This window comes from Gracilimonas tropica DSM 19535 (assembly GCF_000375425.1).
Lineage (GTDB): Bacteria > Bacteroidota > Rhodothermia > Balneolales > Balneolaceae > Gracilimonas > Gracilimonas tropica.
The window spans coordinates 116,406-140,731 of record NZ_AQXG01000003.1 but is presented as its reverse complement, the minus strand read 5'-3'; the positions used below and the strand labels follow the sequence as shown (position 1 = coordinate 140,731).

The 24,326-nt window shown below is 43.5% G+C and carries 23 protein-coding genes; 5 read left to right on the top strand and 18 right to left on the bottom strand.

All coding sequences use genetic code 11. The annotated features are described in order from the left end of the window. Nucleotides 1-91: 91 nt before the first annotated feature. A complete protein-coding gene (locus tag B151_RS20395) occupies nucleotides 92-298 on the bottom strand; it encodes a GDCCVxC domain-containing (seleno)protein (protein WP_071594693.1) in 207 nt (68 codons plus the stop codon). Nucleotides 299-467: 169 nt separating this feature from the next. Beyond that, nucleotides 468-1,061 (bottom strand): dihydrofolate reductase family protein, encoded by a 594-nt coding sequence (locus B151_RS0107060; RefSeq protein WP_020402913.1) that lies wholly within the window; start codon nucleotides 1,059-1,061, stop codon nucleotides 468-470. 216 nt (nucleotides 1,062-1,277) lie between these two features. Here B151_RS0107060 and B151_RS0107055 point away from each other — a divergent pair, with 216 nt between their 5' ends. Beyond that, the gene (locus B151_RS0107055; RefSeq protein ID WP_020402912.1) at nucleotides 1,278-2,021 is read left to right on the top strand and encodes a YwaF family protein; all 744 of its coding nucleotides are present in this window, start codon (nucleotides 1,278-1,280) and stop codon (nucleotides 2,019-2,021) included. 132 nt (nucleotides 2,022-2,153) lie between these two features. On the opposite strand, the gene B151_RS0107050 is transcribed toward B151_RS0107055, so the two are convergent. The 16 genes from B151_RS0107050 to trpE all read right to left on the bottom strand — a co-directional run bounded on the left by B151_RS0107050 (nucleotide 2,154) and on the right by trpE (nucleotide 19,541). After that, nucleotides 2,154-4,688, bottom strand: a complete 2,535-nt coding sequence (locus B151_RS0107050; RefSeq protein ID WP_020402911.1) for a DUF5686 and carboxypeptidase-like regulatory domain-containing protein — start codon at nucleotides 4,686-4,688, stop codon at nucleotides 2,154-2,156. Beyond that, nucleotides 4,639-5,676, bottom strand: a complete 1,038-nt coding sequence (locus tag B151_RS0107045; protein ID WP_020402910.1) for a S66 peptidase family protein — start codon at nucleotides 5,674-5,676, stop codon at nucleotides 4,639-4,641. Before B151_RS0107045 ends, B151_RS0107050 begins: the two co-directional genes overlap by 50 nt. A 29-nt stretch (nucleotides 5,677-5,705) precedes the next feature. Next, on the bottom strand, nucleotides 5,706-6,290 hold the full coding sequence (gene nadD / locus B151_RS0107040) for a nicotinate (nicotinamide) nucleotide adenylyltransferase (RefSeq protein ID WP_020402909.1): 585 nt from the start codon (nucleotides 6,288-6,290) through the stop codon (nucleotides 5,706-5,708). Further along, nucleotides 6,290-7,117, bottom strand: coding sequence for an outer membrane protein assembly factor BamD (locus B151_RS0107035; protein WP_071594692.1), 828 nt, complete (start codon nucleotides 7,115-7,117; stop codon nucleotides 6,290-6,292). The genes nadD and B151_RS0107035 overlap by 1 nt, the downstream gene beginning before the upstream one ends. 25 nt (nucleotides 7,118-7,142) lie before the next feature. Next, nucleotides 7,143-8,138: a polyprenyl synthetase family protein gene (locus tag B151_RS0107030; protein WP_020402907.1), complete on the bottom strand. Its 996-nt coding sequence runs from the start codon at nucleotides 8,136-8,138 to the stop codon at nucleotides 7,143-7,145. A gap of 52 nt (nucleotides 8,139-8,190) precedes the next feature. Further along, nucleotides 8,191-9,270 (bottom strand): type 2 isopentenyl-diphosphate Delta-isomerase, encoded by a 1,080-nt coding sequence (gene fni, locus B151_RS0107025; protein WP_245550370.1) that lies wholly within the window; start codon nucleotides 9,268-9,270, stop codon nucleotides 8,191-8,193. Nucleotides 9,271-9,444: 174 nt separating this feature from the next. After that, on the bottom strand, nucleotides 9,445-10,227 hold the full coding sequence (locus B151_RS0107020; protein WP_020402905.1) for a methyltransferase: 783 nt from the start codon (nucleotides 10,225-10,227) through the stop codon (nucleotides 9,445-9,447). 4 nt (nucleotides 10,228-10,231) lie between these two features. Continuing rightward, complete coding sequence (locus tag B151_RS0107015) at nucleotides 10,232-11,335, bottom strand: DUF4837 family protein (protein WP_020402904.1); 1,104 nt, start codon at nucleotides 11,333-11,335, stop codon at nucleotides 10,232-10,234. Between the two features lie 9 nt (nucleotides 11,336-11,344). Next, entirely contained in the window at nucleotides 11,345-12,142 is a 798-nt protein-coding gene (gene trpA / locus B151_RS0107010) for a tryptophan synthase subunit alpha (protein ID WP_020402903.1), read from the bottom strand. A 123-nt stretch (nucleotides 12,143-12,265) separates the two neighbouring features. Next, a complete protein-coding gene (trpB, locus tag B151_RS0107005; protein WP_020402902.1) occupies nucleotides 12,266-13,483 on the bottom strand; it encodes a tryptophan synthase subunit beta in 1,218 nt (405 codons plus the stop codon). A gap of 147 nt (nucleotides 13,484-13,630) precedes the next feature. Further along, nucleotides 13,631-14,284: a phosphoribosylanthranilate isomerase gene (locus B151_RS0107000; protein ID WP_020402901.1), complete on the bottom strand. Its 654-nt coding sequence runs from the start codon at nucleotides 14,282-14,284 to the stop codon at nucleotides 13,631-13,633. Between the two features lie 125 nt (nucleotides 14,285-14,409). Next, entirely contained in the window at nucleotides 14,410-15,228 is an 819-nt protein-coding gene (gene trpC, locus B151_RS0106995; protein WP_020402900.1) for an indole-3-glycerol phosphate synthase TrpC, read from the bottom strand. 157 nt (nucleotides 15,229-15,385) lie between these two features. Further along, entirely contained in the window at nucleotides 15,386-16,426 is a 1,041-nt protein-coding gene (gene trpD, locus B151_RS0106990; RefSeq protein ID WP_020402899.1) for an anthranilate phosphoribosyltransferase, read from the bottom strand. Then, entirely contained in the window at nucleotides 16,426-16,989 is a 564-nt protein-coding gene (locus B151_RS0106985) for an anthranilate synthase component II (protein ID WP_020402898.1), read from the bottom strand. The genes trpD and B151_RS0106985 overlap by 1 nt, the downstream gene beginning before the upstream one ends. 3 nt (nucleotides 16,990-16,992) lie before the next feature. Beyond that, on the bottom strand, nucleotides 16,993-17,979 hold the full coding sequence (gene trpS / locus B151_RS0106980; RefSeq protein ID WP_020402897.1) for a tryptophan--tRNA ligase: 987 nt from the start codon (nucleotides 17,977-17,979) through the stop codon (nucleotides 16,993-16,995). Between the two features lie 101 nt (nucleotides 17,980-18,080). Continuing rightward, a complete protein-coding gene (trpE, locus tag B151_RS0106975; protein WP_020402896.1) occupies nucleotides 18,081-19,541 on the bottom strand; it encodes an anthranilate synthase component I in 1,461 nt (486 codons plus the stop codon). Between the two features lie 395 nt (nucleotides 19,542-19,936). Here trpE and B151_RS0106970 point away from each other — a divergent pair, with 395 nt between their 5' ends. Genes B151_RS0106970 through B151_RS0106955 form a run of 4 tightly spaced genes read left to right on the top strand, consistent with a single transcriptional unit; the run spans nucleotide 19,937 to nucleotide 24,323 of the window. Further along, the gene (locus tag B151_RS0106970; protein WP_020402895.1) at nucleotides 19,937-20,734 is read left to right on the top strand and encodes a hypothetical protein; all 798 of its coding nucleotides are present in this window, start codon (nucleotides 19,937-19,939) and stop codon (nucleotides 20,732-20,734) included. Next, nucleotides 20,735-22,324, top strand: coding sequence for a FlgD immunoglobulin-like domain containing protein (locus B151_RS0106965; protein ID WP_020402894.1), 1,590 nt, complete (start codon nucleotides 20,735-20,737; stop codon nucleotides 22,322-22,324). Then, entirely contained in the window at nucleotides 22,324-23,379 is a 1,056-nt protein-coding gene (locus B151_RS0106960; RefSeq protein ID WP_020402893.1) for an OmpP1/FadL family transporter, read from the top strand. Before B151_RS0106965 ends, B151_RS0106960 begins: the two co-directional genes overlap by 1 nt. Further along, entirely contained in the window at nucleotides 23,376-24,323 is a 948-nt protein-coding gene (locus tag B151_RS0106955; RefSeq protein WP_020402892.1) for a PorV/PorQ family protein, read from the top strand. Before B151_RS0106960 ends, B151_RS0106955 begins: the two co-directional genes overlap by 4 nt. Nucleotides 24,324-24,326 lie beyond the last annotated feature (3 nt).

Sequence of the window (24,326 nt, the reverse complement as noted above, 5' to 3'; positions counted from 1 at the left end):
TAAAAAAATGTTTACTCAGGTAAAAGGAATGGGATTGTACGGAATTTGAAGAGTGAAAAGAAATGATCGGGATCGAAAGGCTATTAAAAATCTAACAACCGTTCCTTTTTTGTTGAACCGGTGGACAAGGAGCTGATCCATAACTGCAAAAAACACAACAATCACCATTCTTTGGCTTTAAAATAGAATAGTAATTTTCACATTGATAGAAAAATCGGCAAGCATTGGCAGCCATTTGTTCTTCTTTTGCGTGTCCACACTCGGGACAGGTGATAACAGATTTGGCAGTTATTTCCATTTGTACATGCTTTTTTAAACCAATGCGCTCAGTCCCCGCATCATCAGTTATAGGTTGATGCAAAAAAAATAAGTATTGGAGTTAATCTCCAAGACTATGATCAAAATTTTCATTCCTTTCATTATATGTTGCCAAAGGAATGGTTTCTTTTAGATCATTCAGGCCTTAATCATGCTCCTGCAATACCCGTCTCTATGTCTCCCTCCCGCTTGTAATTGGCGATGATTAGTCCGGAAGGTGTCACGGTTCCTTCTTTTAAGGTGAATGCTGCAGGAATAACGCCATCAGAAAAAAGCTTCTTTCCCTGCCCAAGCGTGAGGGGAAAAATGATCACCCATAACTCGTCCACTAAATCATGTTTTAGCAGCAACTGAATAAGCTCTCCACTGCCCCACACCTGCAGGTCTGATCCTTCTGATTGCTTAAGCTTTCTGATATCCGAAAGGTTTTTCAGGAATTTCGTGTTTTTCCAATCAGTGGAGTCTTTGGTATTAGAGAATATGTATTTCATCCCATCATTGATGCCCGGCCATACTTCGGCATGGAGCGGCCAGTAATCTTCCCAGATATCGAAGGTCTTACGGCCTAAAAGATAATCTGACGGTTGCATCAGCTTTGCCATGATCTCCTCAGATTCCTCACCCCCGTGCGGAGCGGCCCACCCACCGTATTCAAATTGGTTTGAAGTGTCTTCCTCAGGGCCTCCGGGGCCTTGTAGCACGCCATCCAAAGTGATCATGGATATTACATTGATCTTTCTCATCACAGTACCTGTTTGATTTTAAAGTTAACCTCGCCTGCAAATTATAATGACTTGATAGGGAATCTGCACGGTGGAAATGCGGCAATGTTTGTGGGCGATCACGCCAGCCGGGTGTTATAGAAGAATCAACAACTTTGCCGTTCACTGCACCTTTTATTTTCAATTATATTTTCGGTTATTAGCTCATCCTTTTTTATAACCATACCAATAAAAAGCTTGAATTCTCTTTTTGAAACCACAAACGAGTTTACTGCCTACGAGACGGAACACCTTCTTCTGCTTCTCGGTTTTTTGATCTTTGGTTACTTTTTCTTTCGTGTTTTAGGCTCTCGTACAGAAACTGAGCAACAAAAAATACTGCTCGGATTCGCTCTTTTATTGTCAGCTACCCAACTTCTCAAGGTTCCGGTGAATTTGTACCTGGGAACCTTTGATGTTGAAAAAGACATTCCCCTGCATTTATGTAACTTCCTCCCGTTTATATTGGTTTGGGTGTTTGCTACCGGCAGCAGAAAAGTTTGGGGCACTCTTTTCTTTTGGATCGTTCTGGGTGTCTCACAAGCTAATCTGACGCCTTCGGTTGATTTTTCTCTTTTCCATTATGATGCCATCCGCTATTGGCTGGTTCACATGGGACTTGTGCTGTTGGCACTATATCCTGCAGTAGGCTGGAAATGGGATCTTAGACGTGGCGACCTCCTGCGAACCGTAGGTTGGCTAAATGTTGCTGCTGGAATAATCTATGGGATCAACCTGCTGCTTGGCAGTAATTATATGTACGTGATGGCAAAACCACCCGGAACTACTTTTTTCAGCCTCCTCCCTCCCTGGCCTACTTACATTTTAGTGCTGGAAGTCATTCTTGTTGTTTGGTCGGTTATGGTATATCTGCTTTTCAGATGGGTGAGGGCTAAAATCCGGGATCCTCAAGTGTCCCCGATGGAGGAATCACGGGTTTGAAGGTTTCATGTATGAGATAAGTCATGCTGATCCGGAGTATTCAGAAGAAGAAGCGTCTTCACAAGTCGATTTAAATTTTTGTGACAGGGCTTCTGATTCATTCTGCAGCAAAGTATCAGAATAGCGAACCTTCTAAAAAAGCAGAGTTATACCGTATGAATTACCAAACTTACCATAAAGTTTTTTGCTGAATTCGGCATAGAAGATACCAAAGATCTTAGAGGCAGCAATGCCGATCTCGGCCTGGGCCTCCGCATTGGAATGAGGATATAATGGCTGGAGCGAATCTTCCTGATCCAAAACGCCGGCTGTAAGAATGGTGGAGATTTGTATCCCGCTTTTCTGAATGAAACCAATTGGGATGCTGCGGGTGAGCGAACTCCCGAATTTGTATCGGATCTTGATCTGTGAAACCCGGTGCCCCAACGGCTGTCGATAATCAACGGTAGCAAAGGGACGATACCGGACGTAATCATCTACCACATAGCCGTTGTAGGTAAATAAACGTTGATTGGGCGTACCTTCATCCGAAGCCGCCACAATAATATCGGTTTGAAAGAAATGGGTGGAAAAGACCGGCCAATAGAACTTCAATCCTACCCGGTAGCGGTTATAATCAAAATCACTGCCCATGCTGTTTACGCCTTTTTCGAGGACTGCATCCACCAGCCAACCGAATTCGCGGATGTTGTAATCCCGTAAAAACTGGGTTCTCAGGTATTGCCGTGTATCGTGATGCAGGTGCATGTAGATTCCGCGCAGACTTCCTTCCTCAGCAGGAAAAAGTGGATCGTTATTGCGAAATTCTTGAGGTTCCAGATTGCTTCCAAACAGGCTAAAGTCGGTGGTAGCGTTTAAGGAATGATGATCTTCCGCCATATAAAGCATACGAATGAAGGATTCGGTATCGAGCCTGAAACGCAAACCGGCATTCACTCCTTCCCTCTCAAAAAAATTATTGCCGGTAGTTCCGGTAGTAAGTCCATTGATAGTTTGCCGAAGTTCAAAAAAATCGAGAGGAGTGCGGTTGTATTCATAATCCTGATACTGCTGGAAAGTCCGCTTGAAATAGGATACTTCTGGTCCAATGAAGATTCCGCCCGGAAAATGATACCCGCTTAATTGATAGCTCCAGTTTTCATTTCCAAAACCATAACCGGCAATAGCGCGATACTCGTAGTTATCACTGACGGGCGTGCGTAAGCCAAGTCCCAGATAATGCCCCTGTACCCGATTGTAGCTATAAATGTGACTGATGTTGGTAAGATAGAAACGCTCTAATTGATAAGGAAGCCGGAAAAAAGATCGAAAGACCGACATCCCTACTTTCACAGCCACCCGGTCTTCTTCGTAATTCTGAACCTCACTCAACAAACGGGTATTACGGTTCTCCTGCTTTCCGGAGAGCGTATCCCAATAAGCGGCTTCTTTTTGATGAGCATCCGGCAGGATATTGACCGTATTCAGTTTCACATTTTGAGGTTCGGATTGCCGGTTCACCTTTAGGTTGGTCCACGTCCATTCGTCTTTATACAGGATCTTGTCTTTAGAAGTAATGAACTTCAGCACGGCCGAAAGTTCCGTACGCTCAGGCAGCCAAAAATCCCCAACTTTTTGATAGGATTGCTGGTACCTTAGGTCTGAGATACTGAATGTTCCCGTGTTGGTCTCAGCATAGTCGTTCAGCATGACGTCAACGCCAAGAATCGTATTGTTATCGGGATTGTACCAAGCTTTTCCCTCAAATAAAGGACGATTGTCATGGATGGGATAAAATGAAACTTCGATGGTTCCTACAGGCCAGCTACTGTCAGCGTCCTCATCATAGAGTTCATAGAAGTCTCCTGCCCGAGCAGAGATAGGTCCTACCACGGTGATATTTTCCGACAAAATACTCAGGGAGATCTCATTATCGTTCAGGTTAAGCGGTTCACCGCCGGTTGAAAAGAAGTCGTATTCACTGAAGAAGTTTTCACTTGCCCGGTTGGCAACCAGTGTTTCGGAATATCTTTCAGGATCAGCTATATACTTGAGTTTAGATTTTCGTTCTGAGAATGCAATGGGTTCCAGATCAATACTATCCAGCTTTTCATAGCTGAAATTTCGTCCTACGTTACTCAGGATGGCCAGTTTGTATAAATCTGCAGAATAGGATCTCAGGTTCGAGTTTTTTTGATCTCGCATTCGAGCCAGATTCTGCATTTCACGGGCAACCCGGTTTGCACTTACGGTTACATCCATGGACATCAGGTCGGGTTTCAGATACACTGTTTGTTCAGTCTCAAGCCCTGCGGTTATTTGAACGGTTACCACGGTGTCCTTATAAGATAAAAAACGATAGCGGATCTTTGTCTCGCCGGGAGGTAATTTAATGGAATAAGAGCCGTCATTTTTGGAATACGTGCCTCGCGTTGTCCCTTCAATAATGATATTGGCGTATGGAAGAGGCTCTTTTGTCTCCGCATCAAAAACAAAACCGCTAAGCGTTCCCGTTTCTGTTTGGGCTATTAACTGTTGTGAAGTCAGTGCCAAAATACAGAATAACAGCACCCAAAGTACCCGAAATGATCTTCTCTTTGTTGATTGTATCAATATAATGACCTGTCTTGATCGATTTTTAAGTTCTAACTCCTGATTCCAGTACTTTAATTGTTCGCTGATCGGCATCGATCTCGGCTTCCAGACCTACTGGAAGTGTAATATTGTTGTCCTCGTGACTTATCATAGCCCCATAAAAAGCAGGGATTCCCAACGGTTTGATATGGTCGTCCAGAAGTTGCTGCATCGTAAGGCTGTTTTCACCGGCTGAACATTCAGTACACTTACCAAACACAAATCCACTGATCCGGTCCAGGATCCCGGCCAGTTTCAATTGGGTGATCATTCGGTCAATACGGTACACGCTCTCTCCCACATCTTCCAGAAACAGAATAGCTCCATCAAATGAAGGCAAAAACTCAGAACCCACCATGGCACTGAACACCGAAAGATTTCCGCCAAACAAAGGCCCTTTGACCTTTCCGGGAGCAACCACAAAACTGTCGTCAAATTCCGCAGGGATCGTGAATTCAGTTTTAGCACCTTTCTGGGTGATGTTCATAAATGCCTTTTTCGTGAAGTCGGTCCACATAGATTTGCCGACCGGTCCGTGGAAGCTGATCAGGTCGCTTTGGGAATACAGCGCCATATGCAGGGATGTGATGTCGCTGAATCCTACCAACATTTTTGGGTTATTCCTGATGAGCTCATAATCCAACAAAGGTAAGATACGGTTACACCCCCATCCTCCGCGAATGCACATGATGGCATCCACCCGGTCGTCCTCGAACATACTCATAAGATCAGCAGCTCGGTTCTCATCAGTTCCGGCAAGGTAGCCGCGCTGATCCCTAACATGTTTTCCCAACTTAAGTTTAAAACCCATATCCCGGAGGTTTTCTAACATCTCTTCGAAAACAGAATCTTCATAAATGGGGCTAGCAGGTGCTACCAATCCTAACGTATCGCCGGGTTTGAGAGCTTTGGGTTTGATCTTGGGCGCATTGGTTACTCTCTTTTTTGGGGAATCGGGAGAAACTCCGGCAGCTCCAAAAGTTAATCCTGCGGTTCCAAGTATTGCGGTACTTTTGAGAAAATCTTTACGTGAAAATGCCATCTTTTATATTGTTTTGTGAAAGAAAGTAGTTAGCTATATAACTGCTCTTTTTCAATGATCTTTAGCACACTTTTGGGAAGTTTTGCAGATACATTCTTTCCTTCTTTGAAGCCTTTCCTAATCTCAGAAGAAGCTATATCCAGCGGCTCATGCTCTACCATGTGCGCTTTTCGAAGAATCTCGTCCCTGACTTGGTCGTGAGTTTCGCCGGGTCTTTGAGCAACCATTAGCTCACATTCATCTAAAATTTCCCGGTATTTTTTCCAGGTATGAAAATGCCGCAGGCTGTCTTCTCCCATACAAAAGTAAAAAAGCGCATCCGGATGTAATTCCTTAAAATGGCGAATAGTTTGAACCGAATACGATGGTTTGGGAAGCTCGTTTTCTATCGTGCTGATCACAATCTTTTCCTTCCCCTTAAAAGCGGCTTTCAGCATATCCAGCCGCAGTTTGTACGGAGTTTGATGGGCTTTTTGTTTGTGGGGAGGATACGGTGTAAGCAGCACCCAAAGCTCGTCTATCAACCCGGAATTGAGAAAAGACTCGGCTATAGAAATATGTCCGCGGTGAACAGGATCAAACGTACCCCCGAATAAACCGATGCGGGCAGTCATTAGCTCTGCCCTTCGTCAGCTTCCTCTTCAATGGTTACGATGTCCGCAAGTTTGCTTTGGGCTTCATCATGATAGTCCTCGATCTCGCCCCGGAGGTCACTTTGAGGGAAAAGCTGCAGGAACTTCTCATAATTCTCAATGGCTTTGGAATAGCGCTCTGCCTGAGACTGAACCACGCTGTTATCGGCATATTCAATATAGGTCTTCACTTGATCTACCAACGCACGTTCAGCCCATTTGGATTCAGGATACTGATCGATGACCCGATCGAGATAGATCGTGGCGGCTTTATACATTTCATTTCTTACATAGAACTGAGCAGCTTCATATGCCTTATGCGCAAGTTTTGAGCGGAGCTCATCAATGCGGTCTGCGGCATCGGTTACCCGATCAGAGTCGGGATATCGATTGATGAATAACTGAAAGCGCTCGATAGCACGCCGGGTATCGGATTGATCCAGTTTGTATCGCGGGCTTTGATGGAAATAGCACATCGCGGCCTTGAATTCCATCTCTTGCCGGCGTTCATCCTGTGGATAGTAACTTACATACCGGTCGTATTCGGAAGCGGCCAACAGGTATTGCTTATCTTTATAGTAGCTTTCTGCAAGGTAGTATTGAGCATCTTGCCCGTATTCGGTACCTCGCCCAACGCGTGTGACCGTATCAAAGGCTTTGGCAGCTTCCGAAAAGTCACCTTCAACATAAAAGGCCATGGCTTTTTGATAGGCTACTTCCAGGGAATCTCCCCTTTTTATAAGCCGGTCGTTTTGGCAAGCTGAAAGAATAAAAGTAAAACCAAGAAGTAGTAATAATTTTGACTGCATTGAAATGGTTTGTGTGAATTGTGCTTTAATGGTCACGATTTCTTAAAAAGATAAGAAGATTTTTAAGTTCTTGTTGATATTCGGAAGAATCGAAAGATTGTAACAAATTGAGCGCCTTTTGGTAGTGCTGATCCGTTTCAGCGGCAACATCATCCAAAACGTTCAGTGAACCCATGAGTGAAAGTACCTTTTCAACTTCTTCCTGTGTTGGATCTTGTGCATCTAATACGCTTTGGATAAAGCGCTTCTGATCCTCATCCGCCCGTTCTAACGCAAGAATGGTGAGATATGTTTTCTTACCTTCATAAATATCTCCTCCGGGCTTTTTACCGAATTTTTCAGGATCAGCGACAGCATCCAGCAGGTCATCCTGAATTTGAAAGGCGATTCCCATTTCATGACCTAACTCAGCTAATTCCTCTCGCATTTGCGGGGATGCATGAGCTGCTATAGCCCCCATCTCTAAAGAGGCACTTAAAAGAGCCGCTGTTTTGCCTGCGATCATACGAATGTATTCATTGTGGCTGACTGAAGTCCGGTTCACGAATTCCATATCCAGCGCTTGCCCTTCACATACGGTGATCACAGCTTCTGAAAATACATCATGGAGAGCAGTATATTCTTGTTTAGTGAACGCATCGTTTTGGCCATATGCGGCAAGCTGGCGGTAGGCATCAGCAAACATTACATCACCGGAAAGGATGGCAATATTTTCATTCCATTTTTTATACACGCTGGGTTCACCGCGTCGGGTTTCTGCACTGTCCATGATGTCATCATGCACTAACGTGAAATTATGAAGGATCTCAACAGCCAAAGCAGCCGGTAAAGCATCCTCGGTATCGCCGCCGCAGATGCCGCATGCTAAACAAGTTAAAAGAGGCCTGATGCGCTTCCCTCCCACATCAAGTGCATAGCGAAAAGGTTGGTAGAGGGTTTGTGGGTCATCAGGAAGAAGCAGATCCTGAAGTCCTTTTTCAATTTTTTCCAGTAATTGTCGGTGTAATTTGCTTGTGCTCAATGGCTCTTTATAATAGATGAATAACTGAATATACGTAATTTAAGAGAGCAAATTAGCGCCTATCCCGGGATTGACCTGCCTTTTTTAGATGAGTCTTATTCAGCAGTGAAATGTGAGTACAGCCAAGGAGTGTCATAATGGTTTTGAGATCTTTTTGCCACTCAGTGAACAGGGTTGTCAGTCCATCCAGTCCTTCATTAACCACGGCCCGGATTATAGGTTGAGCGGTAGCCGTAAAATGAGCTCCTAAACAAAGCGATTTTGCAATATCAAATGCAGATCTTATACCGCCTGAGGCAATAATTTCAAAGCTTCGCTCCCATTCCAAAGTACTAAGTTCCAAAATGCAGTCAACAGTAGGTGTGCCCCACTCATTAAATTGATGATTGGCCTTCGTATTTGAGGTACGAAAATTTTCGACTTTCGCCCAACTCGTCCCTCCGGATCCAGCTACATCAATCACATCAACACCGGCATTCAATAATCTGCGGGCGGTATGTTCGGTAATTCCTGCACCTGTTTCTTTTACGATCACAGGTATTTTACTGTCTTGTACCAGCTTTTCGATGCCTTCCAGAATCCCCTTAAAATTCCGGTCACCCTCAGGTTGCATCAACTCCTGCAGAGGATTTAAGTGAACGATCACTGCATTCGCATCAATAGAATCTGTAAGGCGTTTGAGACGTTCTTTTGGCAAACCGCCGATCAATTGAGCTCCTCCAATATTGGCACATATAAAAGCATCAGGAGCTTTTTTACGAACAATGGAAAAAGTATCTGTAAGTTCGGGTTTCTCAAGCATCGCACGCTGACTGCCAACACCAAAAGGAATGTTATGCTGCTGGCAAAACTCAGCAATGATGGCATTCACCGGTCCGGCTTCGGCATACCCTCCCGTCATAGAAGATATAAACAAGGGGAAGTCAAAGGTGTGGCCCAAAAGCTCTGCTTTGGTACTTACTTCATCGAAATTAACTTCCGGTAAGGCGTTGTGGATAAATTTGTACTCCTCAAAACCCGCCTGATGTTGATATTGTGTGCCTTCCGTAACCGTTAGCTCAACGTGATCTTTTTTTCGATTTCTAATATCTGTCATAAAGCAAACATCCAAATTCCATGCTTTAATGTCCAATTATTTTATCGGTTTAAAAGATTTTTTTAGGAAGGATATTGAACAGTGAGGTCTCAAAGAAAAGAGAAGAAAGTTGTACCCCAAAAACCCAAACCCTAAACGGATTATTTCTATTGTAATAAATTATGAGATCAAAAACTCATTATAATTTCAAAAAATAAAAAATAGTTTTTCCTAAGCCACATCCTTTTTTGCAGCAAGGTAAACGATATGCCATTTTACTTTTATTTTGCCATCCGCTTCTTCATCCCAATGCGTTGTTAGTAACTTAAATTGCTTGTAACCAAGGGAGTTTTTTTTGATGGAATAAGAAGCTCCAATGCGTTTTAGATGGCGAAAAAATTCTAATGAGCTTTCAAATTCCTGAAACAGATCATTTTCGTAATAGTCGATCTGCATCGGCCCCATTGATAACTTAACAACCACCTCTTCTACGTTTGGCAGCGGGTTGGCGGTATGAGGCAACCCGAGTTTTAAACAATGCTCATACCATTCTTCAAAAGTATGATTGCCCGGGAATGAGGTTAGCAGCAATCCTCCGGGCAAAAGGCTTTCTGACAAACGTTCTAAAACCATACTGGTGTCTTTAAACCAATGCGGGGTGAAATTGGAGATCACCATGGAAAATGAGTGGGAATCCGGTTCAAAATCATGGACATCCAAAACGATGAATTGAATATCTTTCCCCTTGAGAAGCCCCTCCGCTTGTAATCGTTGCTTACAGAAATCAAGCATATTAGGGGAAACATCTGTGATCAGGAACTTCCTTTCGGGGAAATGTTTGATCAGCTGTTCGGTAAGAAACCCGGTTCCGCAACCCACTTCAAGGATAGTACCTTCCGGTAAAATCCCTTTCCAGGGAAGCAAAGAAGACATCAGGCCATCTGCTACTTTCCTCTGGATCTTGGCTTCCTGATGATAAGTTGCAGCAGCACTTCCAAATTGGTCGGGTATCATAAGACTAAAGTGCCGGCTCTGTATTAGAAGAGTTCCAGGTAGAATCAGACTCAAAAGTTCGTCCCATGGCACGGAACTGACGCACAAAAGGAAGTTTTTTGCGAACTCCGGGAGCAAATTGGTTATAGTCTACCATAAACAACCGGTTGGTATCCGGATCATAATAGGTGAAGTTTACAAAGGGCCCTCCCATCGCTCCATTTACCATATGCCAGGTTCCGAGAGTTTCGTACACAATCAGCCGACCCATTTGGAATGAATTTGTTTTTACCGGACGGCCTAATTCCGGACGTTCAAAAGTTTGAACATACATGGAATCACGTGCACCTTTAATGTACTGCTTAGATAGGGAATCTCTTGTAGCGATGATCCACTCATCATCCAGAAATGAGATGTCATTTACATTATCCATATGCCAGGTCCACATCCAGCGATCATTTTCAGGAAGGAACCTCCGGTAGCTGTTAAAATTGAGTGTATCTATATTTGGAATATAATCGTGCTGAAAACGGACTTTATAACCGTAATTCTCCCAAAGTGAATCAGCAAGTTCATCTTGCTCATATTTTTCATATACGAAATACTCCCATCGCTTTAATTCTTTTTCAAGCATGTTACTAAGAAGAGAGTTTTCCGTATTCTTGATCTTCTGAGCTAAAGCTTCATCAGAAGTTGAGGTAAGAATTAACACATATTGATCTTTAAACCATTGGTCTTCAACCGGAAAAGCAAAACTTTCCCCTTCCCGCACGCGCTGTTCTACTTCATCATCTAAAAACCCGCGAATTTGCCGGCCTACATTGGAATCTTCATCAATAGGTGCCGCAAAGATTACATTTTTTCGACTCTTGAGTCGGTCTAACTGGTTTTGAGATGTGATCTGCGTGAAGGTCAGGTCATAGTACGGTTCTCCATTAGGAACTGTCTGTACCCATTTCCCAAAGGTAAGTCGAATTGCTTCAGCGGTTTCACTGTTCCATTTGGTTGAATCCATAACCACAAATACTTCCCGGGTATTACCTTCAGCAAGCGGGCGATAGTCTCCGTCACAAGAGATCATGAACATTCCTAACAACAAAGAGAGTAAAAAACCTGATAAAATTCGCATAACGGTTATTTAATTTCCAAATTTCAGTGAATGAACGAAAGTGAACAACTCTGATTGCCAGCCTTCGTCCGGATAATGATTTTTGATGGTATCAATTAAGGCACTTCCCACAATAAATCCATCGGCATTTGATGCGATGCTTTGAGCATCTTTGTGAGTTTTAATTCCAAAACCCACCATCACCGGATTTCGGGTAACATTCGCACGTACTCGTTCTATAAAGCGTCCAACTGAATTCGAAACTTCTTCACCATCACGCGCTCCGGTTACTCCGGTAACTGATACGCAATATACAAATCCCTGAGAGTTTTCATCAGCCAGTTTCATGCGTTCATCGGAGGTATTAGGTGCCACAAGATGAATGATATCAAGGTTGTTCTTAGCAGCATGTTCTTTGATAATACCATCCTCTTCTAAAGGAATATCCGGGATGATCAATCCATCCACACCGGCTTCTTCTGCTTTTTGGGTGAAGGCCTTCACGCCATAACGCAACACCGGATTCATATATCCCATCAGAATGATCGGGATCTCGGATTGTTTGCGGACTTCCTTCACCATCTCAAAGATCTTGTTCATGGTGATACCATTTTGGATGGCCACGTCACTGGAGTGCTGAATGGTGGGGCCATCGGCTAACGGATCGCTAAAAGGCATGCCTAATTCGATCAAATCGGCTCCATTCTCCTCAAATCCCAGGATTAGATCGACGGTTGACTCCAGGTCCGGATATCCAGCCGTAATGAATAAACTCATCAGCTTTTCATCGGCTTTTTTGTTTTTGAATACGTTTTGAATTCGGTTCATTTGGTTATTTCGTTATCCATTATCCGCTCCAACGCTGAGCGTGTGGAGCAAGTCGGTATCTTCTATTAAGCTTATGAATTAATCTCGCTGGTGACGATGCTCTGCGTCGTCACCAATCTGGCATTACTCATGTTCACGAATATATTCAGAGATCGTGCCCATATCTTTATCCCCTCTTCCTGAGAGATTGATCATCACAATCTCATCTTCTGAAGTCTCAGGCATCAATTTTTTCAACCAAGCGAATGCGTGTGCGGTTTCAAGTGCAGGAATGATACCTTCGGTTTCTGAGAGCAACTTTACTGCATTCATTGCCTCTTCGTCGGTCACAGCATAGTATTGAACACGTCCCAGATCTTTCAAATGAGCGTGTTCAGGCCCGACTCCCGGATAATCAAGTCCGGCACTGATGGAGTGAGCCAGTTCGATCTGTCCCTCATCACTTTGCAGTAAATAACTGAGCGAACCGTGCAGAATTCCGGGCGTTCCTTTGGTCATTGTAGCGGCTGTTTTACCGGAATCTACGCCAAATCCGGCCGCTTCTATACCGATGATCTTCACCGATTCATCTTCAATAAACGGATAGAAAAACCCGATGGCATTAGAGCCACCTCCCACACAGGCCAGCAGGTAATTCGGATTGCGATCTTCTGCTTTGTGAATTTGTTCTTTGGCCTCATTTCCGATCACCTCATGAAAATGTCGTACCATTTTGGGATATGGATGAGGTCCCACTACCGAGCCGATGATATAAAATGTAGTGTCAACATTTGTTACCCAGTCTCGGATGGCTTCATTGGTTGCATCTTTCAACGTTCTGGAGCCGCTCGTTACGCTACGAACTTCAGCACCCATCAGCCGCATTCGATCTACATTCAGCTTTTGGCGAACCATGTCTTCCTCGCCCATATAAACAATACATTCGAGGCCAAATTTAGCACAAGCTGTAGCCGTTGCGACTCCATGCTGACCGGCTCCGGTTTCTGCAATGATCCGCTTCTTCCCCATTCTTCGGGCTAATAAAACCTGTCCAATGGCATTATTGATCTTGTGCGCTCCGGTGTGACACAGATCTTCTCGCTTGAGATAGATCTTTGCTTTGCCGTAATGCTCAGTAAGTCGATTCGCATATGTAAGCTTCGTGGGCCGACCCACATATTCATCCAGCAGTCCCGCCAGTTCTTCGTTGAAAGCCGGATCATCTTTGGCTTTATCAAATTCAGCTTCCAGTTCCTGAATGGCTGGAATAAGAATTTCAGGAACGAATTTTCCCCCAAACTGACCGTAGTAGCCTCGTTCATCGGGAAAGTTGTAGGTTTTGGTCTTGGTTTGTGTGCTCATAATAATTCTGTAATGGAAAACGCTTGAGGCGAATCTTCAAAGATATGATTGGCACTGGTAAGGATGTTCTTCCTCGCCACCAATTTCGTTCCAACGCAGAGCGTAGGAACGAGCTTAAATATCGTTTAAATCCGCGTCATCCGTGTTCTATTCTTTTGTTTCCAATGTTCTGATCTCATCCATAAAAGCCTCAATCTTGGCAAAATCTTTTAATCCCGGCTTCTGCTCCAAACTGCTTGAAACGTCAATGGCATAGGGCTGAACCGTTTCGATGGCTTCTTTGATATTTTCTGCCTTCAATCCCCCTGAAAGGAAAAACGGGATATCAATATCCAGATCGGTGATCATAGACCAATCAAAGCTTTTTCCGGTTCCGCCCCAGAGTCCGTCGATCTTGGTGTCAAACAACAGGAAATCCGCGACTTCTGCATATTGCTCAATTTGATGCTTCAACAAATAATCGACCGTTTCCTCTTCAATATGAATGACTTTGATGATCGGTTTCTCCACCAATTCACAATATTCGACCGATTCATCGCCATGTAGCTGTACATAATCTAACCCCGTTTGCTTGGCTATCTGATTTACATCATCTAATGGCTGATTCACAAACACGCCCACTTTCTCCGGTCCTTCCAGCCAGTTAATGATCGCTCCAGCTTCTCCAGGCTCAATGTATCGGGGTGATGGCTCATAGAATATAAAGCCGAGGTAGTCCACCAAAGCGCCTGCAGCAAACCGGGCATCTTCCAGGTTTGTGATCCCACATATTTTAATTTTTGTTAGTTCGGTGTTAGTCATTCGCTAATAGCTTTTCAAATTCTTCTGTTTGCACTGGTAACGATGCTCTGCGTCGTTAACATTTTAGTTCCAACGCAGAGCGTAGGAACGAGTATAAATATCCGCCAATCTGTGTCATCCGTGTTCTATTCCTTTGTTAATAAACGCTCAATTTCTTCTTCTGTTTGTACCAATAAATCCTTAACGGCCTGACCGGGATCTTTCTGCCGCATAAAATGCTCTCCTATCAGTGCAGAATGAATTCTTTCCTTATTCAATAAAGCCAGATCTTTTCCGGTTGACAATCCGCTTTCAGAAACCAAAATAGTTTCTTCAGGTGCCTGTTGTAAAATAGAGATGCCGCGGTGGACATCCACTTCAAAATTTTTCAGATCGCGGTTATTCACGCCAAGGATATCAGTCAGTTCAAAATCCAGCCGGTCAAAATCATCCTGATCGTAACACTCAACCAATGCATTCATTCCAAATTCTTGGGCGGCGTGTTGTAGTTCTGTAAGCTGATTACCTTCCGTGATGGCCACGATGATCAATACCGCATCAGCTCCATGAGCCCGTGCTTCTTTTATTTGATAGGGATCGATAATAAAATCTTTGCGTAAAACTGGGAGTTGAACACGTTTGGATATGGCTTCGAGAAACTTCAAATCACCCTTAAAAAACGGTTCATCCGTAAGCACAGAAATGGCAGATGCGCCTCCCTCCTCATATCTAAGTGCAATATCCACCGGATCAAAATCAGCACGAATAATGCCTTTGGATGGCGAAGCCTTTTTGACTTCCGCTATGATGGAAACAGCATCATTTCCGGATAAAGCATTTTTAAATGAGATACGGTCCTTTTCATATCCTTCAAAAGAATTGAAGTCTGCCAGGGAAACTTTTCGCTTCCTTTTTGCCAGATCCTCAGCCGTTTGTATAGTTATTTTTTCTAAAATGTTCGACATTTTTCTAATTAAAAAGTCTTAAATGGAACGCGGATAACACTGGTGGTACGGTTAGTCACAGATTTGAAATTATGTGATTCATCAAAAAAATCTACGGAAATCTGCCTGATACGTGTCATCCGTATTCCATTACAATATCCTATAAGTCTTCTGTTAATTAATATTTAAAAGTTCCCATTGCATCATTCGTAGCGTCCACAAAATCATTGAACAATTTACGGGCTTTACCGGATCTCAAAGCTTCTTCAGCCAGTTCTTTTCCTTCTTCTAATGTTTCAACTTTGCCGGAGGCTTGAATGGCAAAAGCGGCATTCAATAAGGCAATATTCTGTTTAGCCTCATCCGCCTTATTAGCCATGATATTGATCAGGATCTCAGCATTTTCTTCTTTACCTCCTCCCATAATATCCTTCATTTCAACTTTCTGAAAGCCAATAGATTCAGGATCGAAAATAATTGAAGTTGAGACTACCTTATCTTTCAACTCAAAGATCTCTGATTGAGATGTTAAACTTACTTCATCCAGTCCGTCATGAGCGTTAAAGGTGTAGGCAAAATCGGTTTCAAGATTGGCTAAAATATGGACCATTTTTTCAGCCACATTCTTGTTAAAGGCTCCGATCACATATCGCTGAACGCCTGCAGGGTTTACCATAGGACCTAAAATATTAAAGAAGGTACGAAACCCAATTTCCCGACGTGCCGGCATCACATATTTCATAGCCGGGTGGAACATGGGGGCAAACATAAAGGCCATACCCACTTCATCAAAGACCTGTTCTACTTGTTCCTTTCCAAGCTCGATGGACGCCCCCAAGTGCTCCAATACATCGGCACTTCCACATTTACTGGAGGCACTGCGATTTCCATGTTTGATTACCGGCACGCCCGCCGCAGCGGTAATAAAAGAAGCGGCCGTGGAGATATTAAAGGTTCCGGATTGATCTCCTCCGGTTCCTACCAGGTCAATAGCTCCGGTCACATCTACATCAACCTTAACGGCCTTGGAGCGCATCACCTTTACGAAAGCGGTGAGTTCCTCTACGGTTTCGCCTTTTAAGCGCATTGCTGTAAGGAATGAGGCAATCTTAGGCTCAGAAATTTCCCCTGACATGATCAGGTTCATAGCCGCTTCTGCTTCAATTTCAGTGAGATCTTCAGAAAAAGAGAGTTTGTTAAGAATACTTTTAAAATCCATTATTGTCGTAACCAGTTTTGAATGATTTTGGGTCCTTCGATTGTCAAAATACTTTCTGGATGAAATTGAATTCCCTGAATTGGATACTCCTTATGTCGTACGCCTTGTATCACTCCATCATCAGAATGCGCGGTGATCTGGAGTACTTCGGGAATGGTATCGGGATCTAAAACTAAAGAATGATATCGGGTTGCGGTGAAGTCTTTGGCAACTCCGGAAAATATAAACTGATCATCATGTGAAACTCGTGATACTTTGCCATGCATGAGTTTAGGCGCATGCACTACTTTTGCTCCAAACACCTCACCAATAGCTTGATGCCCTAAACAAACTCCCAGAATCGGCGTCTGTTTACCGAGCTCGCGAATAATTTCTTCGGTGATTCCTGCCTCATCTGGTCGACCCGGTCCCGGCGAAATAAGGATCTTATCAGGGTTGAGTTCACGTACTTCATCCAGCGTCATAGCATCATTACGAATGACTTTATAATCATCTGTTTCAGCTGCTACCAGATGTACAAGGTTGTAAGTAAATGAATCGTAATTATCGATGATCAATATCATAGCTTAAAAATGTCTCACAATGCCGGTTACTTCACGGATCGGCTCCATGACTTCTTCGGCACGTTCACGGGCTTTCTTCCCTCCTTCGCGAAGTACATCATGCACGTAATCAAGATCTTTGGCCAGTTCATGACGGCGTTCTCGGGCTTCACCAAAGTAATCCTCGATCATGCCTAAGAGTTCCTTCTTGGCATGACCGTATCCATACCCACCCGCGCGATATTTCTCAGCGATCTCATCCTGTGTTTCCTTATCCGCAAACAGCTTAATGAGGGCAAAAACATTATCACTGTCCGGATCTTTGGGATCATCCAGTGGTGTAGAATCTGTTTCAATAGACATTACCCGCTTCTTCAGTGCTTTTCCTTCTGCAAAAATATTGATGGTGTTTCCGTAACTCTTACTCATCTTACGACCATCGATACCCGGAACTACCGCCACTGATTTTACAATGTGCTCTTCAGGAAGCTTCAAGTATTCACCATCGTAGGCGTGATTAAATTTCCCGGCCAGATCTCGGGTGATCTCAATATTCTGTTTTTGATCTTCCCCTACCGGTACAATATCAGAATGATAAATAAGGATATCGGCTGCCTGGAGGATCGGGTAAGTGAATAGTCCGATGTTTGGGCTGAGTCCCGCAGCGATCTTGTCTTTGTAGGAAACGCCTTTTTCCATCAGGGAAACCGGAGTTAAGGTTCCAAGGATCCAGGCCAGTTCAGTCACTTGGGGAACATCAGATTGCGCAAAGAAGGTTGCTTTTTTGGGGTCTAATCCTAAAGCCAGATAGTCTAAGGTGACATCAATGGTATTTTGGCGAAGCTGTTCACCGTCATTCAAAGAGGTCAGTGAGTGATAGTTGGCAATAAAATAAAAAGCCTCGCCTTCCTCCTGCATGGCAATATGTTGACGAATGGCACCAAAATAATTCCCGATATGCAATTTACCGGATGGCTGAATACCTGAAAGTATGGTCTTTGTTTTACTCATTGATCAGTTTTATCTGTTCTTAAATTTACTTCAATTTCTTTGAGAGCAACGCTCGCAGGTTCTAAAACTCCGTGTAACTCTGTGTTCTCCGTGGTTCAAAATCATTGAATATCTAAAGCTACACTGAGCGCCTGAATGAGTGCGCCCGCTTTGTTTTGGGTTTCTTCGAATTCTTTGGTGGGATCGCTATCCGCGACGATCCCGGCTCCGGCCTGAATATACGCTTTGTTATCGGTGACAACCATCGTGCGGATCGCAATACATGTGTCCATATTTCCGGAAAAATCGAAATAGCCAACGGCTCCGGCATAGACTCCACGCTTGGTAGGTTCCAGCTCATCAATGATCTCCATGGCACGAATTTTAGGAGCACCACTTACCGTTCCAGCGGGGAAACATTGCATTAGGGCATCCACCGAAGTTTGATCATCCTGCAACTCACCTACTACATCGCTGACGATATGCATCACGTGCGAATAGCGCTCGATGACCTGATTTCGTTCCATCTTTACCGTGCCCGGCTTACATACTCTGGAAAGATCATTTCGGCCAAGATCCACCAGCATGATGTGTTCGGCCACTTCTTTGGGATCGTTCTTGAGATCTTCTTCCAACGCTAAATCTTCTTCATGTGTTTTCCCACGGGGACGGGTTCCGGCAATCGGCAAAACTCTTGTCTCTCCTTCCTGCACACGCACCAACACTTCCGGCGATGAACCGACCAGCTGAAAACCCTCAAAATCTAAATAAAAGAGATATGGAGATGGGTTCACCATCCTCAAAGCCCGGTACAACATAAAAGGATCCCCACTCATATCAGCTTGAAAACGCTGGGATAAAACTACCTGGAAGATATCGCCTTCGTAAATATATTCTTTCCCTTTCTGTACGATCTGCTCGAAGTAATCCTGCTTCATATTACTTGCAAGGGAATCCGTGTCAATACTAAAAGGACGATTCTGGTAATTGGAATCCAAGGCAGCATTCTCCATTTCATCCAAACTCTGTTGTGCTTTTTGATAGGCTTCCTCCAGATCATCCTCTTCTTCCACAAACACCGTTTTAATCAATACGACCTGATGCTTCACGTGATCGAAGGCAAAGATCTCATCATAAAAAGCCCAGATGGCTTCGGGGAGATTCAGGTCATCTTCAGGAACATTGGGAAGATCTTCCACCAGGCGAAAGGTGTCATAGGCTGAAAATCCTACGGCTCCGCCTTTCAATCTGGGGAGTTCAGGAAGCGTTGGCTCAGAATATGCCGTGGTGAGTTCTTTGAGTTTATTGAAATAGGAAGCCTCTACTTTTTCGGTTTCGTTATTCTGAGAAAGTGTGGTTTCTTGTCCGTTAAATTTCAGAATCTGATAAGGATTTCGTCCGATAAAAGAATATCGGGCTAACTGTTCCCCGCCTTCCACCGATTCCAGCAAAAACGGATAGTTAGCTCCTTCCCTGATGTTCATAAAGAGGGAAACCGGGGTCAAAACATCGGCCAGCAATCTCCGGAACACCGGAACCGCCGTGTACACTTTACTAAGTTTTAAAAACTGTTCTTTATTCATTTGGTCATTCGTTCATCCGTTCCAACGCAAAACATGTGGAACGAGGTCATATATCATTTCTTCCATATCAAATTACTGGTTCCTACGCTCCGCGTTGGAACCAATAGGGCTATGCTACTACAAACAAAAAAACCCACCATTCGGCTGAACAGTGGGTTTTCTTTAATTCTTTCTAAATTGCTCAATTACATAGCAGTCCCACTGTTATATCCAATAACAGGCCACCACCAGGTATGTAATTCAGCAATTCGGTTTTTCATAACGCGCAGAATATAAAAGGCTCAACAAGTACATGCAATATTGATTCTGCACAATTTGTAAAAGGTGAATACGTATTGGATTTAAGAAGTACGAATTCTTACCATTAAGAAATTAATTTTCATAGTCCCTTGAGCTTGCGATCTCTATTCATCTACCCCATTTTATTGGTTATTACCATGGGTTTTATTTCCTGCGATTCAACTACTTCACCGGAAAACCCATTGGCTGATTCACCTGCAATCAAAAGCTTTGATATAGTCCCATCTGATGTAAATTTCACCTCAAGCGATGGCATAAAAGATACCACTGTTACCATACTAATTAGCGGAAAAGCTGATTTTATCTCTCCGGATCAAAAAGTGGTTGTAAGTATTTTCGATCAAAATTCAGGAGTTTTGTATAAAGAAGAAACACTGGATATTTCGGAAAACGATCTCAGCTTTGAAACTCAGTTTGAGTTTGAAACGCCAACTACTTTTTTTCACGACTTTAAAGTTTTCGCGCGTATCTCGGAATCAACGAGAAATACTGGGTATGCGGAAGGATTGATAAATATTCATGGATTTTCAGTTTTTCCCCCTGAAATTCTTGAAATTAATCATCCGGATTCAGTACGGCTCCCCGCTGCAGGTGAAAATGCAAAATCTGTTTTATTTCAAGCAAAGGTTTCTGATCAAGAGGGATTAGCTTCCCTGGAAGGAGTGTTCTTAAGATTGATCAGCCGTACTACCGGCGAATTATCCAGCTCTCCTTTTTTATTATATGACAACGGTACAAATGGAGACCGCGTTGCTATGGATTCTGTTTTCTCAAGAGGGTTTCAATTCAATGCCGGTAATGAGCCGGATGAGTATGATGTCGAATTTTATGCTGTAGATCGTGGTGGTTTAGTGAGTGATACTTTAAAATCTATCTTTTATATAACTGAGTAAATGAGATACCTGATCACATTATTCTTCATTTTATTGCCGCTATCACTCATTGCTCAAGTTCTTGGGCCTACAAATAGCCAATTCAACTCCATCCGCCAAAATGGTGTAAGTACCATAAAAGCAATAGGTGATACGGTTTGGATCAGCCCATCTTTAAATCGAAATATTGATAATCGCCCCGAATGGTACACGCCTGAAAATGCGGATAGTATATTGACAGGAATCGGGCGCGTTTTTTCTATCGATTTAGCTAAGGATACGGTGGTTGCCGGGTTAGGCTATACCGCTGAAATTGAAAATGGGAGCGTACCTGCAGCTTATGGCTATTATCGCTCCATTGATGGCGGAGAAACATGGGTTTTCAATGATTTCCTCACCGATCCAAAAGGCGATAATGATACAACCTTTGTTTATGGCGGACAGGTGTATGACCGAATTAGAATTACCGTCCCGCAGCAGTCGCCTCCGTATGCCGTCGACTTTGAGGGAGATGTTTTATTTTCAGCTAACTGGGCTTCCGGTTTACTGCGAAGCATGGATCTGGGTTCAACCTGGGAGCGTATAATCCTACCCCCTTTTTCAGAACTCGAGCTTTCGCCAGAGCGGGATAATTACTACTGGGTAACTTGTACTGACAGGGATGATGAAGGGAATTGTATTGAATCCATAAATAAATATAATTCCGTTGATGACGACAATCTTAAGGGATTTGGAGTTTTAGTAGATTCTCAACAAAGGGTTTGGTTTGGTAGTGCGGGTGGCATTAATGTTTCCGAAAATGCTTTGGAAGCTCCAATTGATAGTATTTCCTGGCGGCACATCCGCTCTGACAACACACAGGATGGGTTGCTGGGTGATTGGATCATCTCCATCAAAGAAGAACCCGGTACCGGGCGAATCTGGATGACCAACTGGATCGCCTCATCACCCCAAAAACAAGGCATCGTTTTTACCGAAGATGGCGGACAGACGTTCACCCAAATGTTGATTGGAGAACGCATTAATGATATAGGGTTCAAGGATGGCTACGTATTTGCCACCGGCGATAATGGACTCTTCATTTCATCTAACGGAGGGAAAACATGGATCAAATCTCCCCAAATCAAAAGTCCCAATACATTTATAAAACCTTCCGCAGCATATTATACGGTTGCGGCTACAACCAACCGAATATGGATCGGAACCGATGATGGAATTGCTTCACATCAATGTTGTGTTCAAGGACAAGAATTTGATGATTGGCAAATAACACGCGTCGATTTCCCTTTGAAAGGAGGAAATATATTTGCCCCGGATGCCAAATCCGTAAATAGTTATGCTTATCCGAACCCTTTTTCTATGGATGTTCATCGCATCGTTCGAATTAAATTTGAAGTGCAAAAACAGGCAAATGTTAACGTTCGTATTTTCGATGTGGGAATGAATTTAGTTCGTGAATTGGAAACAGATGGTTCCTATTCCCCCGGTAATTACGAAGCCGTTTGGGACGGTTATGACGGCAAAGGCCGAAAAGTGGCCAATGGACCTTATATCTATGTAGTGGAAATGGGGAATCGGCAAATAAGCGGTAAAATTTTAGTGGTTGAATAATGAAAAATTCTTTCTCTCATACTTTTCTCCTGCTATTTTTGGCAGCAATGTTGTCCTTTGGATTCCATCCTGCCGAAGTAGCTGCCCAGAATGGCGGTTTTGCCGGAGCTTCCACCCGACTCGGTTATTCTGCCCGTGGGTTGGCCATGGGAAATGCCATGTCGGCTGTAACTTCAGAAGGTGCTTTTTCCTACTACAACCCCGCACAAGCAGCGCTGGAAAGAGGAGCTCAGCAAACCGATTTCACCGTTGGCTTATTATCATTTGACCGGGTTCTGCAAAGTGCAGGAGCCCAATTTGCCCTGCCTCCCACAGCCGGACTTTCATTTACCTTATTACGAACCGGCGTGAATGACATTGATGGCCGTACCCTCAGCGGCTATCCAACCGGAACTTTTGATGCTTCAGAATATCAATTGGCCAGCAACTTTGGAATTCGGCTCAGCGAAAAATTCAATGCCGGCATTGGTTTGAAGTTTAACCTGGCCGATTATCACCAGGAATTAAGCAATGCCGTAGCCGTAGGTGTGGATCTTGGATTTTTATATGAGATTAGTCCCAGGCTGAATGTTGCCGGTTCCGTTCGGGATCTTTTTGCCAATTATTCATGGAATTCTCAGGATCTGTATGATTTGGAGCAAGGCAAGAATGTAATTAACAATTTTCCGACACGGATTATTTTCGGATTAGCTTGGCAAGAAGAACAGTTCACGCTTTCCGGTGATTTTGAGATTCAAACTTATACTTCTGAGGTCACTCAAACCGAAGTTTTTGTTGATAATGGAATGCTTACAGAGATCATTTCATCCGAAACCATCAACACCAGTTCAACTCAATTCCGGGTAGGAGCATCCTGGAAAGCCCACGAACGATTTACCTTGCGTGGCGGATGGAATCTGCCGGAAACAACAAATTTTGATAGCTGGGGATTAAGCTCCGGATTTTCTATTCATTTGCCATTTGATGTATTTTCTCCTTCTATTGATTATGCTTTTGTGATAGAGCCCTATCGAATTTCAAACATGCATGTTTTCTCACTTCGACTGAACCTATGAAATCAACTTTTTTGACCGTATTGCTATTTTTAATGGCAGGACAAGTATCACTTTTTGCTCAGAATTCAGGTTTTGAGCTGTTAAACATTTCTCCTACTCCGTATGCACTTTCCAAAGCAGAAGCCACTGTTTCTGTAACAGATGGAGCCGCCTCCATTTATTCGAATCCTGCACTGCTTTCTATGAATGAATTTTCATCCATAGATCTCGGATATTCTGCATGGATTGCAGGCGTCAATAACATTTTTGGAGGGGTTAATTTCAAAAATGGAAAAAGAGCCATTGCATTTTCCTTTTACACTTCCGGAGCTAATGATTATGAGCAAAGAAACAATCCCGGCCCTTCAAACGGTACTTTTTCCATAGGTTATATCTCTATTGCAGCAGCCTATGCTTATGATTTTAATTATTTCTCTTTGGGTGGCTCTTTTCAATTCCTGAACGAACAAAACTACACCTACAGAGCCAATGGCTATGCATTCAACCTGGGTATTGCCAGTCAATTTCTGGATGACAGGATCAGAGCCGGAGCTTCCGTCTCCAATCTTGGCGAGATGCAAGTGTTGGTCACGGAGGCGACAACCCTCCCCACAAATTTTCGGATAGGTACATCTGCAGATGTGATCCGGTTTCTTCCCCCTAAAAATGATGATCTTCCCATCCTTGTAAAAGTATTCGCCGATTACGTGTATCCCCTTCAGGATACGCAGGGAAAAGACTTTGCTGATTATTCGGCTGGCGATCCATACTTCAACCTCGGCCTGGCTTTCAACATTGCCGAAATTATTGAAGTCAGCGGTGGATTTAAGCCCGATGATGAAGTGCGTCCCGTTTCTTTTGGGGTAGAATTACAATTGAGTGAGCTTGCTTTTAATTATGCACTTATCCCTTTTAATACAGGCTACGGAACTGTACATTCCATCGGATTACAGTATAAATTTTAATCA

Excerpts from the sequence above, each read along its gene's own strand:
- nadD (WP_020402909.1), bottom strand. The coding sequence starts at position 6,290 with ATGACTGCCCGCATCGGTTTATTCGGGGGTACGTTTGATCCTGTTCAC.
- trpC (WP_020402900.1), bottom strand. The coding sequence starts at position 15,228 with ATGTCGAACATTTTAGAAAAAATAACTATACAAACGGCTGAGGATCTG.
- B151_RS0107060 (WP_020402913.1), bottom strand. The coding sequence starts at position 1,061 with ATGAGAAAGATCAATGTAATATCCATGATCACTTTGGATGGCGTGCTA.
- B151_RS0107045 (WP_020402910.1), bottom strand. The coding sequence starts at position 5,676 with ATGGCATTTTCACGTAAAGATTTTCTCAAAAGTACCGCAATACTTGGA.
- B151_RS0107035 (WP_071594692.1), bottom strand. The coding sequence starts at position 7,117 with ATGCAGTCAAAATTATTACTACTTCTTGGTTTTACTTTTATTCTTTCA.
- trpA (WP_020402903.1), bottom strand. The coding sequence starts at position 12,142 with ATGAACCGAATTCAAAACGTATTCAAAAACAAAAAAGCCGATGAAAAG.
- B151_RS0106960 (WP_020402893.1), top strand. The coding sequence starts at position 22,324 with ATGAAAAATTCTTTCTCTCATACTTTTCTCCTGCTATTTTTGGCAGCA.
- B151_RS0106955 (WP_020402892.1), top strand. The coding sequence starts at position 23,376 with ATGAAATCAACTTTTTTGACCGTATTGCTATTTTTAATGGCAGGACAA.
- trpS (WP_020402897.1), bottom strand. The coding sequence starts at position 17,979 with ATGAGTAAAACAAAGACCATACTTTCAGGTATTCAGCCATCCGGTAAA.
- trpB (WP_020402902.1), bottom strand. The coding sequence starts at position 13,483 with ATGAGCACACAAACCAAGACCAAAACCTACAACTTTCCCGATGAACGA.
- B151_RS20395 (WP_071594693.1), bottom strand. The coding sequence starts at position 298 with ATGGAAATAACTGCCAAATCTGTTATCACCTGTCCCGAGTGTGGACAC.
- B151_RS0107050 (WP_020402911.1), bottom strand. The coding sequence starts at position 4,688 with ATGCCGATCAGCGAACAATTAAAGTACTGGAATCAGGAGTTAGAACTT.
- trpE (WP_020402896.1), bottom strand. The coding sequence starts at position 19,541 with ATGAATAAAGAACAGTTTTTAAAACTTAGTAAAGTGTACACGGCGGTT.
- B151_RS0106965 (WP_020402894.1), top strand. The coding sequence starts at position 20,735 with ATGAGATACCTGATCACATTATTCTTCATTTTATTGCCGCTATCACTC.
- B151_RS0106985 (WP_020402898.1), bottom strand. The coding sequence starts at position 16,989 with ATGATATTGATCATCGATAATTACGATTCATTTACTTACAACCTTGTA.
- B151_RS0107000 (WP_020402901.1), bottom strand. The coding sequence starts at position 14,284 with ATGACTAACACCGAACTAACAAAAATTAAAATATGTGGGATCACAAAC.
- B151_RS0107015 (WP_020402904.1), bottom strand. The coding sequence starts at position 11,335 with ATGCGAATTTTATCAGGTTTTTTACTCTCTTTGTTGTTAGGAATGTTC.
- trpD (WP_020402899.1), bottom strand. The coding sequence starts at position 16,426 with ATGGATTTTAAAAGTATTCTTAACAAACTCTCTTTTTCTGAAGATCTC.
- B151_RS0107020 (WP_020402905.1), bottom strand. The coding sequence starts at position 10,227 with ATGATACCCGACCAATTTGGAAGTGCTGCTGCAACTTATCATCAGGAA.